The sequence below is a fragment of the Facklamia sp. P12932 genome, assembly GCF_050409545.1.
Taxonomy (GTDB): domain Bacteria; phylum Bacillota; class Bacilli; order Lactobacillales; family Aerococcaceae; genus Facklamia.
The window spans coordinates 16711-36354 of sequence record NZ_JBNUPG010000015.1; the positions used below are offsets into that span (position 1 = coordinate 16711).

General features: G+C 37.5%; 17 protein-coding genes. 8 read left to right on the forward strand and 9 right to left on the reverse strand.

The genetic code is table 11. The annotated features are described in order from the left end of the window. Window positions 1-2 precede the first annotated feature (2 nt). From ACQV2P_RS06640 to tsaE, 6 genes are all read right to left on the reverse strand, one after another. Window positions 3-827, reverse strand: coding sequence for an ABC transporter permease (locus ACQV2P_RS06640; RefSeq protein WP_428873316.1), 825 nt, complete (start codon window positions 825-827; stop codon window positions 3-5). Next, on the reverse strand, window positions 820-1638 hold the full coding sequence (locus tag ACQV2P_RS06645; RefSeq protein ID WP_428873315.1) for an ABC transporter permease: 819 nt from the start codon (window positions 1636-1638) through the stop codon (window positions 820-822). Before ACQV2P_RS06645 ends, ACQV2P_RS06640 begins: the two co-directional genes overlap by 8 nt. Beyond that, a complete protein-coding gene (locus ACQV2P_RS06650; protein ID WP_428875104.1) occupies window positions 1625-2734 on the reverse strand; it encodes an ABC transporter ATP-binding protein in 1110 nt (369 codons plus the stop codon). Before ACQV2P_RS06650 ends, ACQV2P_RS06645 begins: the two co-directional genes overlap by 14 nt. Before the next feature lie 179 nt (window positions 2735-2913). Continuing rightward, window positions 2914-3813, reverse strand: a complete 900-nt coding sequence (gene murB, locus ACQV2P_RS06655; protein WP_428894790.1) for a UDP-N-acetylmuramate dehydrogenase — start codon at window positions 3811-3813, stop codon at window positions 2914-2916. Window positions 3814-3898: 85 nt separating this feature from the next. Beyond that, a complete protein-coding gene (locus ACQV2P_RS06660) occupies window positions 3899-4462 on the reverse strand; it encodes an N-acetyltransferase family protein (protein ID WP_428873310.1) in 564 nt (187 codons plus the stop codon). A gap of 3 nt (window positions 4463-4465) precedes the next feature. After that, on the reverse strand, window positions 4466-4954 hold the full coding sequence (tsaE, locus tag ACQV2P_RS06665; RefSeq protein ID WP_428894791.1) for a tRNA (adenosine(37)-N6)-threonylcarbamoyltransferase complex ATPase subunit type 1 TsaE: 489 nt from the start codon (window positions 4952-4954) through the stop codon (window positions 4466-4468). Window positions 4955-5078: 124 nt separating this feature from the next. Here tsaE and ACQV2P_RS06670 point away from each other — a divergent pair, with 124 nt between their 5' ends. Continuing rightward, entirely contained in the window at window positions 5079-5618 is a 540-nt protein-coding gene (locus ACQV2P_RS06670) for a DUF4430 domain-containing protein (protein ID WP_428873308.1), read from the forward strand. 68 nt (window positions 5619-5686) lie between these two features. Here ACQV2P_RS06670 and ACQV2P_RS06675 read toward each other — a convergent pair whose 3' ends face one another. The 3 genes from ACQV2P_RS06675 to ACQV2P_RS06685 all read right to left on the reverse strand — a co-directional run bounded on the left by ACQV2P_RS06675 (window position 5687) and on the right by ACQV2P_RS06685 (window position 9965). Then, on the reverse strand, window positions 5687-7717 hold the full coding sequence (locus tag ACQV2P_RS06675) for an amidase family protein (RefSeq protein WP_428894792.1): 2031 nt from the start codon (window positions 7715-7717) through the stop codon (window positions 5687-5689). Between the two features lie 144 nt (window positions 7718-7861). Beyond that, the gene (gene pta / locus ACQV2P_RS06680; protein WP_428875103.1) at window positions 7862-8839 is read right to left on the reverse strand and encodes a phosphate acetyltransferase; all 978 of its coding nucleotides are present in this window, start codon (window positions 8837-8839) and stop codon (window positions 7862-7864) included. Between the two features lie 121 nt (window positions 8840-8960). Further along, window positions 8961-9965, reverse strand: a complete 1005-nt coding sequence (locus ACQV2P_RS06685; protein ID WP_428894793.1) for a DUF4349 domain-containing protein — start codon at window positions 9963-9965, stop codon at window positions 8961-8963. Between the two features lie 136 nt (window positions 9966-10101). Here ACQV2P_RS06685 and ACQV2P_RS06690 point away from each other — a divergent pair, with 136 nt between their 5' ends. From ACQV2P_RS06690 to ACQV2P_RS06720, 7 genes are all read left to right on the forward strand, one after another. Beyond that, the gene (locus ACQV2P_RS06690; RefSeq protein WP_428873301.1) at window positions 10102-10551 is read left to right on the forward strand and encodes a CopY/TcrY family copper transport repressor; all 450 of its coding nucleotides are present in this window, start codon (window positions 10102-10104) and stop codon (window positions 10549-10551) included. Window positions 10552-10568: 17 nt separating this feature from the next. Next, on the forward strand, window positions 10569-10775 hold the full coding sequence (locus tag ACQV2P_RS06695) for a heavy-metal-associated domain-containing protein (RefSeq protein WP_428894794.1): 207 nt from the start codon (window positions 10569-10571) through the stop codon (window positions 10773-10775). 23 nt (window positions 10776-10798) lie between these two features. Further along, on the forward strand, window positions 10799-13270 hold the full coding sequence (locus tag ACQV2P_RS06700; protein WP_428894795.1) for a heavy metal translocating P-type ATPase: 2472 nt from the start codon (window positions 10799-10801) through the stop codon (window positions 13268-13270). A gap of 159 nt (window positions 13271-13429) precedes the next feature. Beyond that, complete coding sequence (locus tag ACQV2P_RS06705; RefSeq protein ID WP_428875100.1) at window positions 13430-13915, forward strand: nucleoside 2-deoxyribosyltransferase; 486 nt, start codon at window positions 13430-13432, stop codon at window positions 13913-13915. Window positions 13916-13957: 42 nt separating this feature from the next. Next, window positions 13958-15511 carry a Ppx/GppA family phosphatase gene (locus ACQV2P_RS06710; RefSeq protein ID WP_428894796.1) on the forward strand — a complete coding sequence of 518 codons (1554 nt, stop codon included), beginning with the start codon at window positions 13958-13960 and terminating at the stop codon, window positions 15509-15511. Window positions 15512-15534: 23 nt separating this feature from the next. Further along, window positions 15535-17814, forward strand: a complete 2280-nt coding sequence (locus tag ACQV2P_RS06715) for an RNA degradosome polyphosphate kinase (RefSeq protein WP_428894797.1) — start codon at window positions 15535-15537, stop codon at window positions 17812-17814. Between the two features lie 142 nt (window positions 17815-17956). Next, window positions 17957-19588, forward strand: a complete 1632-nt coding sequence (locus ACQV2P_RS06720) for an ABC-F family ATP-binding cassette domain-containing protein (RefSeq protein WP_428873293.1) — start codon at window positions 17957-17959, stop codon at window positions 19586-19588. Window positions 19589-19644: the final 56 nt, after the last annotated feature.

The following is a 19644-nucleotide window of genomic DNA, read 5'->3' on the forward strand; positions in this document are numbered from 1 at the left end:
TACTAACCTCCTCTAGCTTGACGCATTTTAAGTGCTGCTTTTCGCTGTTCTCCGACCCTGAGCGTGTAATAGCCAAAGACTAAAAGTAAAGCTAACAAGAACATTAAAGTAGAGAGCGCATTAATTTCCAAGCTTACCCCTGTTCTAGCACGTGAATACACCTCAACTGATAACGTTGAGAAACCATTCCCAGTTATAAAGAAAGTAACAGCAAAATCATCTAAGGAATAGGTGAAAGCCATGAAGTAACCGGCTAAAACACCACTTTTAATGGAAGGTAAAATAATTCTTGATAGAATCTGATTCTGGTTGGCTCCCAAGTCTTGAGCTGCCGTAATCATGGCTGGATTCATTTCATAAAGTCTTGGCAAGACCATTAAAACCACTATCGGCACATTAAATGCAATATGTGATAACAAAACAGTGGTGAAGCCAAATTCAAACTTTAATAAGAATGAAAACATCAAGAGAAAGCTAGCTCCCATCATGACATCGGGTGTAACCATTAAGACTGAATTTAGATTAAGAATAGCTTGACGACTACGATTAGAACGATAGTAATAAATAGCTATCGCTCCTAGAGTGCCAATGATGGTTGCAATTAAAGCGGATAAAAGAGCGATAATAAAGGTGTTTAAGATGAAGGTCATCAGACGTTTATCTTCAAAAAGGGTTTGATAATGCTCTAGCGTAAAACCAGAAAAGTTAGTCATGTCTCCACCAGCATTAAAGGAATAAAACATTAAATAAATCAAAGGTGCGTACATTAATAAAAAGACAAACGCAATATAAAGGGTAGAACCCATTCTTTTTTTAGTTTTATGCATCTTGACCACCTCCTGCCTTAGAACGATCCCTAGTAGTAAATAGAATGATGAACATAATCAACATTAAAACTACACCGATGGTTGATCCCATCCCCCAATCCTGGGTCACTAAGAAATGCTGCTCAACAGCCGTACCTAAAGTGATTACACGGTTTCCTCCAATTAAGCGGGTAAGCATGAAAAGAGAAAGAGAAGGAATGAAGACCGCTTGGACACCCGAGCGCACTCCTCTCAGTGATAAAGGAAAAATCACACGCCGAATGATGGTCATCTTAGATGCTCCCAAGTCATAGGCCGCTTCTAATAGACTGGGTTGAATCTCATTGATTGAGTTGAAAATCGGCAAGAACATAAAAGGCAACTCAATATAAGCTGCTACTAGAAGGAAGGAAACATCAGTAAACAGCAACTGTTGTCTACCGAAACCAAGCGCTTCAAAGAAATTATTTAAAGGACCCGAATTACCTAAGATGCCTATGAAGGCATAGGTTTTAAGCAATAAATTAATCCATGTTGGTAAAATAATCAGCATCAACCACAAGTCTTTATTTTTGCTTTTAGAAAGAATATAAGCTAGTGGGTAGGCTAATAAAAAAGTGAATAAAGTTACAAGAAAGGCATACCAAAAGGAAGACAGAGTCATTCGGATATATTCCATTGAAGTGAAAAAATGCTGGTAGTTAGCTAGGGTAAATTGTCCATCAATGCCTATAAATGACCGTTGAAAAAGCACTAGTAAGGGAGTAATCACAAAGATGGCTAGCCATAAATAATAAGGGATAGCCAACAAATGAATATTAGTCTTCTTCATTTTCCCCCTCCTCATATTGCTCTAAACGAGCGTCAAATTCCTCCTCTGTTTCATTAAATCTCATAACATGAATTTCATCCGGACCAATTTGCAAGCCGATTTTTTGTCCAATATCAACCTTCTCTGTTGTGTGAATCATCCATTCGTTTTGCTCATCATCATAGGCAATAATTTCATTGAACATCCCTCTAAAGAGCATAGTATCAACTGTTGCGTTAATCTGACCCTGATTAGGAGCAGTGATTTTTACATCTTCTGGTCGAATCACAACCTCTACTGCTTCGCCTTTAGGAATCCCTGCATCCTCACAATCGAATTCATGACCGACAAATTTAACCCGGTAATCAGCCATCATGGTTGCATCAATAATATTTGATTCTCCAATAAAGTCAGCAACGTATCGATTAATCGGCTCATCATAAATATCTGAAGGCGTACCCGATTGCACAATTTCTCCTCTATCCATAACAAAAATCCAATCAGACATAGCTAAAGCTTCTTCTTGATCATGTGTGACAAAAACGAAAGTAATCCCTAGACGCTGTTGTAATTCACGTAATTCATACTGCATATCGGTTCTTAATTTTAAGTCTAAAGCTGATAAGGGCTCATCTAAAAGTAGAACGTCCGGCTCATTGACCAGTGCGCGTGCAATCGCTACCCTTTGTTTTTGACCACCTGACATTTCATTAATATTTCGTTCTTCATACCCATCTAACCGCACCTGCTTAAGCGCAGCTTGAACTTTGTTTTTAATGATTTGTTTGTCAACATTTTTGACAGATAAACCAAAGGCAATATTATCAAAAACATTCATATGTGGAAAAAGTGCATAATCTTGAAAAACGGTATTAACTTTACGTTTATTAGCCGGAATGTTGGTTACTTCATTTCCTTCAATCGATACTGTCCCTTCACTTGCTTGAGTAAAGCCTGCGATAATTCTTAAAATTGTTGTTTTACCGCATCCTGATGGTCCAAGCAAAGTATAAAACTGTCCTTGTTCCAACTCCATATTAATATTTTTTAATACCATTTGATCATCAAAGTGCTTTGAAACGTTCTTTAACTCGACACTTAGTAATGCTTCACTCATGCTTGACACCCTCTTTTGTATTTTTTGAAGGAAACCTTCCGCCCGATTATATCATGTTATACTCACGCTTTGTAAGTTAGATTTTAAAATAAAAATCGACAAACATTAATATTCAGTAATCTATCTGTAAACATTAAAAAAGCCACATGTGCACATGTGACTCCTAATCTATAAATAAATTATTCGACATCCTCACCAATAATACGGACTTCTGTTTCTAGACATACTTGGTTCTTTTCCCAAATAGTTGCTTGGATAAAAGCAATTAAGTCAGTATAGTTTGTTGCCGTTGCATTATCCACATTGACAATAAAGCCTGCATGCTTCTTAGACACTTCAGCTCCACCGATACGATAGCCCTGTAGACCAGCATCTTGGATTAACTTCCCTGTATAATAACCTTCAGGTCTCTTGAAAACAGATCCACATGAAGGATATTCTAAAGGCTGCTTGGATTGGCGTAAATGTGTTAGATGATCCATTTCTTCTTCTATATGTGCAAAGTCACCAGCTTGCAATTTAAAACGAACAGATAAAATCAAATCATTTTGCTCTTGAAAAACAGAATGGCGATAAGAAAAATGACAGTCTGGATTTTTAAAGGTTTTAATTAAGCCATCACGACTGATTACATCGACTTCATCAATGACATCTTTGACTTCTCCGCCATAGGCCCCCGCATTCATATAAACAGCCCCACCGATCGAGCCTGGTATACCACAAGCAAACTCCAGGCCTGTAAGTGAATGTTCGAGCGCTAAGTGAGTTAGTTTAATCAATGACGCCCCTGATTCCGCTTCAAGGATGTTAGAATCGATGCGTCGCATCGACTTCATCTCAGTCATCATGATGACAACGCCACGAATGCCACCATCTTTTACTATTAAGTTGGAAGCATTACCTAAAACCGTTAAATCTAACGGCTGATTTTTTACATAGTTCACAATGGTTTCCACTTGAAAGCGATCATGAGGAAAGACCAAATAATCTGCCTTACCACCTGTTTTTGTATAAGTATATTTTGATAGAGGCTCATCTTTTAATATTTTGATGTTAGGAAATTTTTCTAGTAAATTCATTTTATTTTCCCCTTCAGTATAATCGTCATTCCATTCTAGTTAAAAGGATGTCACTTGTAAAGTGGCACCCTTTTATGTAAGCGATTTACGCAAGATTTTTTTCCATAGTATAGACATCGTAATAAAAATGACCATGTCTTAAACGCTGACTTAAAGTTCCTTTGATATCAAATCCAAACGATTTATAAAGTCGGACAGCCCGTTGATTTTCAGTGACCACTTCTAAAGTTAAAATTTTTAAATCAACTTTTTTGGCAAAATCAATTAATTCTTGCACAATCATTTTGCCAATACCATAGCCCCAATATTCTTTCACAATCGATACTCCTATTTCAGCGATATGGTCTTGCTTGTGACTTGAGAAATTAGCTAAATTACCGATTCCAATAACTTGATCGTCAACTTCAATAATTAATAATAATGATTTTTTAGCCAACAGGTAGTTTCGAATCAATTCTTTTTCTTGCTGAACATCCAGAGATAATCCTTCAGGTCCGGTTGTAAGATAATTGGTATCTTTACCGATATGTCTCATTAATCCTAAAATGGCGCGAGCATCTTTGACTTGGGCTTGACGAATTGACAGTTGAATCTCTTCTTCGACCATTTCGACTTGTTTTTCTTGGTCTGGATTTTCTCGATAAGACATTGTTTAATCGCCCCTTTCTATATGATCTCTAAACTTTTGAAAGATGATTTGATGCTTATTATCTGCTTGTGGCGATAAACTTATTTCTATTTGACGTTGGTTTTGATCCAATAATTTGAAAGCTATCTCTATATGACTTTTCGGTAAATAATCTGTAATAAATTGTGGCCATTCAACCAGACAAATAGACTGTCGATCGAAAAACAAATCAAAATCAACAGTATCCGCTCCACCTTCTTCTAAGCGATATGCATCAATATGGACCACTCGCTCAGCTACTTGCTGAAGTTCATATTCTTTAACTATGGTATAAGTCGGACTTTTAATGGCTCTATCAATTCCTAAAGAACGCCCAAAAGCCTGAGTAAAAGCTGTTTTCCCCGATCCCAATGGACCTGAAAGCAAAATAAGACTTCCTGGTTGAATGACTTTAGCTAATATTTTAGCCAGGCTTTTTGTATCCTCTAAGTTATGACTTGTAAAGTTTATCATCTTTTTTCCCCATTCACTTGCTGATAGATTAAGTATAACGAAGATTCCGGCAAACATCGAATTATTTGACTTTAGAGGTGATTATTGCTAATTTTATAGTAATAGAAAACGAGGAGGTCAGTTGATGAAAAAAATACTACAAATATCCACAGCACTTATCTTAACCGTTTTTTTAGGCGCTTGCGATATGTTGCCTGGAAATGATAAAGCAAAGGTAGAAAATGCCCCTACCGAAGAGGTTACTACTAATGAAGAAGAAAAAACAGATACTACCATGGCTGCTGAAGAAACCACAATGGAAGAAACTACTGTTGAAACAGCTGCTAATGATGCTGAGGGACTAGAAGGTACTGCAACAATCATTATTAACCAAGAATCGGGAGCCCCTCTTGAATATGAAGTAAATAATATCGGTGGTGTGAGTGTTCTAGAGGCTATGTCTGCGATTGAAGAGTTAGAATTCAACTTCAATGAAGATGAAGGTGTTGTTGATATTATTGATGGTGTAGAGAATGACTACGCTCCAAACACTTGGGTGTATTTAATTAACAAGCAATTTGCCGAGCTGGGTGTTGTTTCTCAAAAATTAGAAGACGGTGATGAAATCGAATGGTATTATGGTACTATCGATGATATTCCTGTTACAATTATTCCAGCAGAATAATCAAAAAAGCTATTAAATGCTATAAATGTAAGAAAACCACTCTTCTGGAAGAGTGGTTTTAAATTACCTTATTTTTTACGAACGAAGTAACCGGCGATGCCGAATAAAGTAAGGCTTATACTGTACATGACCAGCTGATCACTTTCCCCAGTGTTTGGAAGTGTATCCTTCGCTGAATCAGTGGCTTGAACTTGATGATCCTTTACGACTGGTTGTGAAGAAGGGCTATTGGATAAATGATTGTCTTCAGCCTGTTCTTCAATATTGCTTTGGTCATCCAAGTCCTCAATTTGAGTATCTGCCCCATTTCCTACTGTTTCATCCGCTCCCGGAAATGGATTTAAGATGTTGTCTGTATCTGGCTCCACATCTGGATTTGATTCCTTATCATCACTCGGACGATTATAGTAGGTAATAAAGCGATTGCTTTCTTCTAACAGTTTCCCAATTTGTAGTAAACTGCGGTCGTTTTTAGCAAATGTGTTGAACATTACACCCATCGGCAGTCCTTTATCTGTCAAATATGTTGGTAAGCTCAGTGCAGGTGTACCAGTTAGATTAGCCAATTGAGTGTAAGGAGTCAAAGTCCACGCTGGTAACCATTGATCATAAATTACTTGTAATTTTTCAACTTTACTCAAACCAGACATGTCTTCCATTACTTCAGCCAGCTCTGGACTAATATGATTATAATCAGCCTTTGGAGCTGGGTAAGCATTAGTAGCTGTTAATAAAAATGGATATTTTGAATAGAAAGCGTTCATATCTTCTGTCACTTGATGGATATAGTCCCAAGCTCCAGCTACATCTTCTTTAGTTAAATCCTTTGATGTTTGGTATAAAGCCCAAGTTAGCAATTCCACATCTTCTCTTTGAATTGGTCGACCAAGTGGTCTCTTTGCTATGTAGTCCAAAGAGCCAGCAGTCGAAGAAGCAAGAATATAGTATTGCTCCATTAATTTTTTTCCATCTACTGGATAAGCTACTTCCTCGACTAAATAACCTTCACCTTTTAAGAAATTGGCTACCTCTCGAACTGCTTGAATAGCATCTTCTGATATCGGCGTTCCAGCAGGAGTCATGGTTGTGTAGGCTATGGGAGTGGTCTTGTCAAAGCTTCCTTGCAGTACATGTTCACGCGTCTTTTCTTTTAATAAGGTCTCAAAAAGTGTAATTGTATCTTGCATTGATTTAGTCTCTGCAAAGTGGGTGGTTTGATTGTTTATTGAGCTGCTATCCCATGTTAAAATTCCTCTCGATGGATGTAAACCAATTAAACCAGACCAAGAAGCTGGAATTCTAGTAGAACCACCGGCATCACTGGAACTTGCGACTGGTACTTGCCCAATTGCGACAGCTGCTGAAGATCCCCCTGAAGATCCTCCCGGATTATGGGCTAAATTCCAAGGATTATGTGTGTCACCATACAATTCAGAATTAGTTACATTGATCCAACCCATTTGCGGATAAGAAGTTTGACCGATTACAATAAAGCCTGCTTCTTTAAAAGCTTTTACTTGGCGACCATCTCTAGAAGATGTTTGATCTTCCAAAAACTTGAAGCCGAGTGTATTGCTACCCTCTTCCACAGAGTGACCTAGACCCTTCACTAACATCGGCACACCATAAAAAGGCTGACCAGTATCTTCCATCGCTTCAGCTTCAGCTAAAGCAGCTTCTTTGCGTGTTGAAATAACGTTATTTAAATCAGGATTTGTTTCTTCGATTACTTGAAAAGCAAATTCAATTAATTCTTTACTTGTTGTTCTTCCACTTCTGACCATTTCAGCAAGTGTTGTGGCGTCCAACTTTTTATATTCTTTAATAGTTAAGGGAGTTTGTGAAGGTGTTTCGCCTTCACCTTGTGAATCAACTTCCATTCTAGCAGGTGTTTCTTGTGGTTCTTCTTCACTTTCACCAGGAATCACCGCCTTGTCAGATTCTATCTCTGGATTTGATTTTACTTGAATAGATTGCAAGCTGGAATTTAAGCTTTCTACATCTGATTCCATAGCGTTTACATTCACTGCAAGTGGCGTGAAACTATTTAAGGCAAGGGTTGACAACAATAAGAGTCGCTTCATTAAACTTTTTTTCATTGATTTCCTCCAATAAGTAATTTTTCACAAAATCCATTGTAACATGTTCTTCACAAATGTGAAAATGATTCTCATTAGATTTGCATGAGAAAAGCTCCTCAATCAAAAATCTGCTTGAGGAGCTTGGTTTATAATTTATTTAGGTTAGTTATTTAGAGCCTGGTTGGCTGTGATAATCGCTACTTTAAACACATCTTCTTCTACACACCCTCTTGAAAGGTCTGAAACGGGTTTATTCAGTCCTTGTAAAATTGGTCCAACAGCTTGGAAATTACCTAAGCGTTGCGCAATCTTATAGCCAATATTTCCAGATTGAATTTCTGGGAAAACAAAGACAGTCGCTTGTCCATCAAGAATAGACCCAGGAACCTTTTGTGCAGCCACCTCAGGAACAATAGCCGCATCAAATTGCATTTCACCATCAATGGTCAATTCGGGTGCTAATTGCTTCGCAATTTTAGTCGCTTCTGCCACTTTATCTACTTCTGGTGATTTGGCTGATCCATAAGAAGAAAAACTTAACATCGCCACTTTAGGATCAATACCAAAGATTTCAGCTGTTTTAGCACTTTCTACCGCAATTTCAGCTAAAGATTGTGCATCAGGATTAATATTAATAGCGCAATCTGCAAACACTAATTTTTGACCATTGGTATGAGGTGGAACCATGATAAAGGCTCCTGAAATTAATTTTACGCCTGGTCGTGTTTTGATAATTTGTAAAGCAGGCCTTACTGTATCTCCTGTTGAGTAAACGGCTCCACATACCATTCCATCCGCTTGATTGGTATAAACCAACATGGTTCCAAAGTATGCAGGATCTTTTAGGCGTTCAATAGCTTCTTCTCTAGTATTCTTACCCTTACGTCTTTCAACAAAAGCTTCAATCAATTGATCCATTGCTTGATATTCTTCAGGGTCATGGAGAGTAATCCCTTCAATCACCCAATTTTTTTCATTGGCTAGTTGTTTAATTTCTACCTTATTACCCAAAACAATCGGTTCCACAATATCTTCGGCATGCAAGCGTACTGCTGCTCCTAAAACACGTGGGTCAGTCCCCTCAGGAAACACTATTTTGATGCCTTTTCCTTTTATCTTTTCTTGTAACTGTTGAAACATTGCTCGATCACTCCTTAATATTCACTGTTACTCTTAATGATACACTTTTATAAAATTGTTCTCAATATTTTTATTTAAAATTGTATCTAGTCTTTGGGATAAGGTATATAATCTGATTCATTTACTTTTCATCTGTTTCACTTGGATGGAAATTCTGTTTGATATTCTGTTCATGTTTAGCACGATTTAACATTCGATTTTCTTTCTCATTTTGAGGATAGTATTTACGGTAATTATCGGCAATCTTTTTAAAAAATAAGCGGTACAATAAATAGATTGCCAAACAAATCATTAAGAAGGGTAAAGCTGCTACCAATAATAAAACAAGATTTTCTAGCATCCACTTGGTAGAAATCAAAGCTTCTTTAAAAGTATTAGCTATACGACCTATAAAGGAATAATTTTGATTGCGTTCTTCTGCTAGAACATAGCGCTCACTCAAAATAATATTGATAGTGGCTTGTTCTATTTGATTTTCCAAGTTAGCTTGTTCGGCTAAATATTGATCTCTTTGAATAATAGCATTTTCAATTTCAGTTTGAATTTGGACAATTTCTTCAATTTTTTCTGCTTGATCTAATAAGGCATTTAACCGGTCTAAACGATCCTCTACGGCTTGTAAACGGATGTCAATATCATTGACCGAGCGAGTGACATCTTGGGACCCTCTACTTGACGATTGCAAAGAAACATCCGGCAGGTCTTGGAGTTTCTCAATTGTTTGATTAAAGTTCGCCTGTGGAATACGCGCAGTCAAAATTAACTCACGCAACTCTTGCTCACTATCAGAAAAATGTCCACCATCTATCAAATACTCATTTTGATAGTGAATGCTGCCTTTGCTTTTTTCAATCACTTCAAATAAAGCTTGTTTGGCCTCCTCATATTTTAAGGTCTCAAAATATAAGTCTGCCTTTTGAATCAAATAGGCTTGGTCAGCAGCTACTTCTTCTTGATAAGTTTCATTAGTCATTCTCATCTGTTGATTATCCAAATTGATGGAATCATTAAGAATTTGGTCTGGGGTTTTTTCTGACTTAAAAGAGCTTTGATTAAAATTTTCACAAGCTACTAAACTCATTGTAACTGCTACTACTAAAATCAATAATTTGTAGTACTTTTTCATTTTATTTACTCCTTCAGATATTTTTCTTTATTATACTAGTAAATTTAATGAAAGACTAAGTTATGACTTGCAATTTGATGTCTACAGTTGTAAACTTTAAGTGAAGTTACATGTGTAATCAGAGAGGAGTTTTCTTATGCAAGAAAGTCTTTCAGTCCCATCGATCACTGATGCAGAATGGGAAATTATGCGGATAGTTTGGGCCCATCATTCACTTACTTCACGCCAAATTATCGATACTGCTAGTCAATTTTCTGATTGGAAAGAAGCTACTATAAAAACTTTAATTAACCGCTTATTGCAAAAAGAACATTTGACTCTTGAAGGAGAACATAAACCCTATCAATATCAAGCAAATATTTCTGAAAAAGAGGCGGTTCATGCAGAAATAAGTAAGCTACTGAACCGCATTTGCAATAAAGATAAGGCTCCTTTTATTCATCAAATAATTAATGATGTCATCTTATCACAAGCTGATTGTCAACAGCTGATAAAACAATTGCAGGATAAGGGCAAGCAGGCTCCAAGCCAAGTAAAATGTAATTGCCCAGTCGGTCAATGTCAATGTCACTCATGGTCTCATTAATTAATGGAGGAATTATCATGAAAAAACAAGATTTTAAAGTCCAAGGTATGTCTTGCAGCCACTGCGCTCAAACTATTCAAGATTTGCTTTTATCAATGGATGGAGTTGAAAAAGTAAATATCCAAGTGGATACTAAAGAGCTTACTATTGAGCATCAAGACTTTTTAACTATGGAAGATTTTAATCAGGTGCTTAAAGATACTCACTATCATTTAAGCAAATAATCGATCCCTAAAGGAGGGCTAAAATGCAATCAAGTACTTATACTATTGATGGAATGTCCTGCGCTTCTTGTGCAATGACAGTCGAAAAAACGCTTAATCAAACAATGGGTGTTGAAACAGCCGAAGTAAATCTACTGAACCACTCTGTAAAAGTCAATTTTGATCCACAAAAGGTCACATTTGAGACACTGGCTGATCGAGTAGAAAAGGCAGGCTATCAGCTATTACCTTCGATTAATGAAGCGCTCATTCAAAACTTTCGGATTGAGGGAATGTCTTGTGCTTCTTGTGCGCAAACAGTTGAAAAAGCAGCCAATCAACTGTCGGACGTTCAGTCTGCTCAAGTCAATTTTGCTACTTCAACATTGAATGTTGAGTGGGATCATAAAGCCCAGCCAGATAAAGCGATTGAGGCGGTGCAAAGAGCGGGTTATAATGCCAGTTTAATTATTTCTCCTGAAGAACAATATCAAAAAGATTTAGAGCGAGAACAGCAATATTTAAAAAAGTCCAAGCAAAAAATTATGGGTATGGTCCTGTTCACTCTGCCACTCTTTCTTTTAGCAATGGGTCCAATGATTGGCCTTCCTATTCCGGATTCTCTTTCAATAAAGCAACATCCAAGCATTCATGCCCTCATTCAGATGATTTTAAGTAGTGCTGTTTTATATTTAGGTAAAGATTTATTTATTCGTGGATTCAAGAGTCTTTTGAATGGCCACCCCAACATGGACAGCTTAGTCGCAATAGGTAGTGGAGCCGCTTTTGTTCAAGGTCTAGTCGTAACGCTCTTTCTATTCATCAATCCTCTTCAAAACAGTCAAGAGATTGAATTATACTTTGAATCAGCTGCAGTAATTGTCTCTTTAATGACAATCGGCAAGTATTTAGAAGACATTGCTAAAGGACGAACTTCTTCAGCGATTAAAACCCTAATGGATTTAGCACCTAAAGAGGCACGTAGAATTAAAGAGGATGGCTCCATTGAAATTGTTCCAACCGAACGCATTCAACCAGGAGATCATTTGCAAATTAGACCTGGAGATACCATTCCAATGGATGGAATCATTCTTGAGGGTCAATCCAGTGTCGATGAATCGATGTTAACTGGTGAAGCCATGCCGGTTAATAAAAGTAAAGGCGACTGCGTAACTGGAGCTAGTTTAAATAAAACCGGTGGCTTTACCCTGGAGGTAGAACGAGTAGGGCAAGACACTACGCTTTCTCAAATTATTCAATTAGTTAATGAAGCTCAATCTTCCAAAGCTCAAATTGCTAAATTTGCTGATGTGGTAGCTTCTTATTTCGTCCCAACTGTTATGGTGATTGCCTTAATCAGTGGTTTATTCTGGTTCTTTATAATGAATCAATCCTTAACTTTCAGTTTACAGATTTTTATTAGTGTTTTAATTATCGCTTGCCCTTGTGCGCTTGGTTTAGCCACTCCAACAGCTATCATGGTGGGAACAGGTAATGCTGCACAAAAAGGGATCTTAATTAAAAGCAGTGCCAGTCTAGAAACTACTCACCAAGCAGATACTATTTTGCTTGATAAGACAGGGACTATCACCCAAGGTCAACCGAGTGTGACTGATTTTTATCCTGTTGATGAAAAAGATAAAGCTATTCTATTAAGTAAGTTAGCAAGTGTTGAAGCCAACTCAGAACACCCTCTTGGCAAGGCAGTTGTCGATTATGCCGAAAGTTTCGGCATAGAATATCAGGCTTTGAAGCAAATCCAATCAATTACAGGTAAGGGAATTACTGCTGAGATTAATGGCGAAAACATAGATATTGGTAACCAGCGTTTAATGGAAGAAATATTAAGCCAACCCATCCCTCAAGATTTTCTCTCACTAGCAGATAAACTGAGTCATGAAGCCAAAACTGTTATTTTCTATGCAATTAACCGCCATTTCCAAGGCTTATTAGCCATTTCAGATCCGATAAAAGAATCGAGTATGGAAGTAATAAAAACTCTCAAAGCAATGGGTCTTAAGGTGATGATGGTGACAGGTGATAATCAAGCCACAGCAGAACATATCGGTCAATTAGTAGGAGTGGATAAAGTCTTTGCCGAAGTTTTGCCTGAAGATAAGTCACGTATTGTAAAGGAAGTACAAGCAACCGGCAATAAAGTGATTATGGTCGGTGATGGCATTAATGATGCCCCTGCTTTAGCACAAGCTGATATCGGCATGGCGATCGGGTCTGGGACCGACATTGCGATTGAATCTGCTGATATTGTGTTAATGAATAACCATTTAACCACCATTCCGACCGCTATTAATTTGAGTCATGCGACTATCCGCAATATCAAACAGAACCTTTTCTGGGCTTTCTTCTATAATGTGATAGGCATTCCTTTTGCGATGGGCGTTATCTATCTATTTGGTGGTCCCTTACTTAACCCAATGATAGCCGCCTTAGCTATGAGCTTTTCTTCTATCTCTGTTTTACTTAATGCTCTACGCTTAAAATTTTTTGCTGAATAATTAACAACTCATTCGAGGAGTGGCTCAAGTTGAGCCACTCCTTTTTTGTGAATCAATTAATTTTCATGGAATTCCTAGAATTGATACACCAAACTAAAAAAATTTACTATAATAGAAGTATCAGCAATTAAAAAACTTACTTAAAGAAAGGATTTAATCATGACTAAATTATATTTTGCAAGTCCCCTTTTTAATGAAATGGAACTAGCCTTCAACCAAAAAGTTGCTAATGAATTAAGACAAGCCATACCTTCTTTAGATATTTTCTTACCACAAGAACAAGCTGAAATTAACGATAAGCAAGCCTATGCCGATTCAAAGATGATTGCTCGTTTGGATACGGAAGCAGTGCTAGCAAGTGATATCGTTTTGGCCGTCTTAGATGGACAAACCATTGATCCAGGTGTAGCCAGTGAAATTGGTATTGCCTACCAAGCCGGCATTCCTATTATTGGTCTATTTTCAGACTCCCGTCAACAAGGCGCGGATAACCCTCAAAAAATTGAAGCACTCAAAGAAGTTGCAGAATCACAGTTCGCCTATGTTAACTTATACACTGTGGGATTGATCAAACTTAACGGAAAGGTTGTTTCTCACTCTTCCGAGATTGCTGCTGCCATTGAAGAAGTCTTAAATAAAAAATAAAGACCAAGATGTTACTAAGTCACAATAGATGGGTGGAAATATATGTATTCCAATAAAGTAGGTTTAATTGATATCGGTTCAAATACTATTCGTATGGTGATTTATGCAATCGATCAATATTATGATGTTCATGAAATTACTAACCTTAAAGCGCCTGCACGTTTATCTCAATACTTGAATAAAGATAAAAACGACCAGGTAATGATGTCTGATAAAGGGATTCAGAAACTAACTGAAACGCTAGCTAGTTTTAACTATGCCGCTCGAGCACATAAAATTGAGGAGTTAATTGTCTTTGCTACAGCAGCTATTCGTCAATCAGCTAACCAAGAGCAAATCATACAGCGGGTATTAGAAGAAACTGGCATTGAAATTCGCATCTTATCAGAAAAAGAAGAGGCTTCGCTGGGCCAGTACGCTATTTCGCACTCCTTACCTAATCGTAATATGGTGACTATCGATATGGGCGGAGGGTCTTGTGAAATAACCTTGTCAGAAAACAAAGAGATTAAACAATACCATTCCTTTCCATTTGGCGTAGTCAGCTTGAAGGAAAAGTTCTTTAAAGATAAAGACCATAATGATTCAACAGCCATTGAAAAGACAAGACGCTATTTACAAAAAACTTTTAAGTCACTGGATTGGCTAAAGAAGGTTAAGTACCCGATCGTTGCGGTCGGTGGTTCTGCGCGTAATATCGCTCAAGTTCATCAACGCCTACAGAATTATCCCATTGCTGGCTTACATGGTTATCGACTCTCTGAAAAAAATCTAAACACCACACTCGACCTATTCCAGTCAACAAATTACCAAGATATGCAAGATATTGACGGTTTAAGTTCTGATCGAACTGACATCATTATTCCAGCTAACTTAGCATTAATTGAGCTTTTTCAAATCGTCAATGCGCCTACCCTATTCATTTCTAGACAAGGGCTGAGAGATGGTGTTATTACTTACTACTTGAATGATCATTTTAACCAGCCTATTAATCCTGAGCATATTCACGTTCGAAGTGTCGCCAAAGTATGTCGTGATTTCAAAGTGCATCCAAAGGTTGCAGAAATTCGGAGTAAAATAGCGATCGATCTTTATAAACAACTGACTGATTTAGGACAAATGGATTATTCCTATGCTCAGCAAGTTGAATTAGAAATGGCAAGTTATCTCTACCGATGTGGCCAATTCATCTCTAAAGAAGCTGATTCCCAGACAACTTTCTATCTTTTATCCAATATGGATTTGGCCGGTTTTTCACATCGCGACCGTGTCCGCTTAGCTTTATTAAGCAGTTATCGTAATAAATCTTTACTCAATCAATATTGTCAGTCTTTCAGCAATTGGTTTAGTAGTGAAGATATAAAAGAACTACAAGCTTTAGGAGGTATTTTAAAATTTAGCCAATCATTAAACGATTCTAAAACTTCTCCGATTAAAAATATTAAATTAGAAAAAAAGAAAAAAGACTATATCCTAACCCTTTATCACAATGGCCCTGTGGTAGCCGAGCAATATCGAGCAGATCGTCACGCCAAACATATTGCTCGTAGCTTAGATGGAAGCTTAAAACTAAAGTATGTTGACTTAGAGGCTTAAAGAAAACTGAGAGGAGAAATGAAATGACTGAGACCAAAAAAAAGAAAAAGAAAACAGTGAATAAGGATAAGCGCATTTCTAACTCAAGAAAAAATCGCGGACAATTTGATAATCCTGACTTTTATTTTAACCGCGAATTATCTTGGCTAGACTTTAATTTACGTTGTATTGACAATGCTTATGATATGACCAATCCTTTACTGGAACAAATAAATTTCTTAGCCATTGCCTCTTCAAATCTCGATGAATTCTTTATGGTCAGAGTTTCGGGAGTTTACGATCAATACCTTGCTGGTGTGGAGGTTTCTGAAAATAAAACCTGCCAAACACCCGAAGAATTATTAGAAAACATTAGTCAGCGCAATCAACGCAATGTCGCTAAACAATACCAACGCTACCATGAATTAATGCCTCTCTTGCCAAATACTGGCTACCAAATGAAGTCCATCGGTGAATTATCCGTATCTGAACAAGCAGAAATAGACTATTACTTTAAGACCTTACTCTTACCGACTCTTTCTCCTTTAGGAATCGATGCCTACCGGCCTTTCCCTCACCTTATCAATAAAGTTTTAAATATTATGGTTAAGCTGGAAAAGGATGGCAAAGAGCATCGAGCGATTCTTCCTATTCCTCAGCTGATTGAACGTTATTTCATTATTGAAGGACAAGTCCATACCATCGTCTTAGTGGAAGACATTATCATCCACCACCTTGATCGTATTTTTGAAGGCTATGAAGTTGTGGCTGCTTATCCTTTTCGAATTACACGTAATGCAGATTTTTCAATTGCAGAAGACGGTGCTTCCGATTTGTTAGTTCTAATTGAAGACTATGTCAAACAAAGAAAAAATGGAATGGCTGTCCGGCTTGAAATTGACCGCTCACGCTTAATGAATTTTTCTGAACAAAACCTTACTTATCTACAAGAAGTTTTTGAGTTGGAAGAAAATGCTGTTTACTTAATTGACGGGCCGCTCGATTTAACTTTCCTTTTTGCCTTAAGAGAAGAAATTGGTGAAAATAACCCTCAATTCTTATTTGAGGAGCATATACCCTACCTGAATCCCAAACATTTAGGAGAAGACCTATTCACCCAGGCCAAAGACCATGACATCTTCCTCCACCACCCTTATGATTCGTTTGATCCGGTAGTTAACTTAATAGCGTACGCTGCTCAAGATCCTCAAACCATTGCCATTAAACAGACCCTTTACAGAGTTTCTAAAAACTCTCCCATTATCTCAGCCTTAAAAACCGCTGCCGAAAACGGAAAAGAAGTTACCGTGTTGGTGGAACTAAAAGCACGTTTCGATGAAGAAAATAATGTTTATTGGGCCAAAGAATTAGAAGAAGCAGGCTGTCACGTTTTATATGGTGTTAGTGAACTAAAGACCCATTCCAAAATTTCACTGGTCATTCGCAAGGAGGATAATAAAATCCAACCTTACCTTCATCTAGGAACAGGTAATTACAATGACAAAACAGCAAAAATTTATACCGATATGGGCTTATTTACGACGCACCCTGGTTTAACGGATGATGCTACTGATTTCTTCAACTATTTAAGTGGTTATAGCAGCTTGCCAGATTATAAACATTTACATGTTTCACCTTTTGCCATTCGGGATTCTCTAATGGATTATATTGATGAGGAAATTGCTTTTCAAAAACAATACGGTAATGGTCGTATCATTGCTAAAATGAATTCCTTAACCGATCTTCCCCTCATCCAAAAGCTCTATGAAGCCAGTCAAGCGGGTATTTCAATTGATCTAATTGTTAGAGGTATCTGCTGTTTGAAACCGGGCATTCCTGGAATATCTGATAATATTCGTGTACGTTCAATTGTTGGTCGCTTTTTGGAACATTCCCGTGTGTATTACTTTAACCATAATAGTGATAACCACCTATTCCTCTCTTCAGCTGATATGATGACGCGCAATATGATTAAGCGTGTCGAAATTGAATTCCCGATCTTAGATAAGGATATCGAGGCCGATATAGTGGACTATTTAGAGCTTCAATTAGCTGATAATATGAAAGCACGTGAACTGCAAGTAAACGGCGAATATATCCGCCCAGTTATCATTGAAGACCAAAAAATCAACTCGCAAGAAATTTTAATCGAGCGAGCCAGCCAACGTCAAAAAGATCTCGATGAGCGCTTAGCTAAAGAAAAACAGAGTCGCAAAATTCGACTCAGTAAACTAAATCCCGCTCGTGATAATCAGACTAAACTGTCAAGTCCGCAAGATCCTTCTATAATCAAACGCTTCTTAGCTTGGTTACGCAGTCTATAAAATTTTGACTCTGTCCCTAAATGGACAGAGTTTTTTATCTTCTAATAAGTTTATCAATAAACTATATTTCTTAATGCTTTTTAGTCCTTATCATGCTAGAATGAAGGCGTATGTCTATGAATCTAAGATGGAGGTTATGTTTGTGATCAATGTATCGAATGTTAGTTTACAATTCCCAGACCGGAAATTATTTGATGAGGTCAATATTAATTTTACACCTGGCAACTGTTATGGTGTGATCGGAGCCAATGGTGCTGGTAAGTCAACCTTTTTAAAAATTTTATCAGGTGACATTGCACCTACAACGGGAAATGTGTCCATGGATCCTAATGAAAGATTAGCTGTTCTTAACCAAAACCACTACGGATTCGAAGACTATGAAGTGATCGAAACCGTGATGATGGGTTATAAGGAACTTTATGAAGTAAAGAAAGAAAAAGATGCCATCTATATGAAAGCTGATTTTTCTGATGAAGATGGGGTGCGCGCTGGCGAATTAGAAGGTTTGTTTGCCGAAATGGGTGGTTGGGAAGCTGAATCAGAAGCTTCTAATATGTTACAAGGCTTAGGAATCCCTACTGAACAACATACAGCCAAGATGAGTGAGCTTATCGAAGCTGATAAAATCAAAGTTTTACTGGCTCAAGCACTTTTTGGTAAACCGGACAATCTGCTCCTAGACGAGCCAACTAACGGTCTAGATGCTCAAGCTATTGATTGGCTAAGTAACTTCATCATGGACTTCCCAAACACTGTCATCGTTGTTTCTCACGACCGTCACTTCCTAAACACAGTATGTACTCATATGGCGGATGTCGACTTCGGTAAAATAAAAATTTATGTGGGAAACTATGACTTTTGGTTACAATCCAGTCAATTAGCCGCTAAATTGCAAGCGGATCAAAATGCTAAAAAAGAAGAAAAAATTAAAGAATTACAAAACTTTATTGCGCGCTTTTCTGCTAATGCTTCTAAATCAAAACAAGCGACCTCTAGAAAGAAACTTTTAGAAAAAATTACCCTGGATGACATTCAACCTTCCAGCCGTCGCTATCCATTTGTCGGCTTTTCACCTGAACGTGAAATCGGTAATGATTTACTTAGCGTAGAAGGACTGTCAAAATCAATTGACGGTGAAGCCCTCTTTGATAATGTTACTTTCACTTTGAATCGTGATGATAAGGTGGCTTTTGTCTCCCGCAATGACAATGCCATTTCAGCCTTTTTTGAAATCTTGATGGGAAACTTGGAAGCAGATAAGGGAAGCTTTGAATGGGGTGTTACGACTTCACAAACCTATCTGCCACGTAATTCGGGCGATGAATTTGATGGAGTCGAGTTGTCAATTGTCGATTGGTTAAGACAATATGCTTCTAAAGAAGAAAGTGACAATACCTTCTTACGCTCCTTCTTAGGACGCATGCTCTTTACAGGAGATGATGTCTTAAAACCTGTCAACGTCCTTTCTGGTGGTGAGAAAGTCCGCTGTTTACTTTCAAAAATGATGCTATCGAAAGCCAACGTTTTAGTGATGGATCAACCAACCAACCACTTAGACCTTGAATCCATTACTGCTTTAAACGATGGTTTAATTAAATTTAAATCCGCTATTCTCATCGCCTCACATGACTACGAAGTCTTAAATACAACAGTCAATCGTGTAATTGAAATTACTCCAACTGGGGCCTTTGATCGCATGAATACCAGCTATGAGGAATTTGTCAATGATAAAGATTTACAAGCGCGAATAGATAAAATGTATCCAAAAGATTAATTGGTTCTATAATTTATAGGGTTGATGGCCGAAGGCCTCAACTCTATTTTTTACTT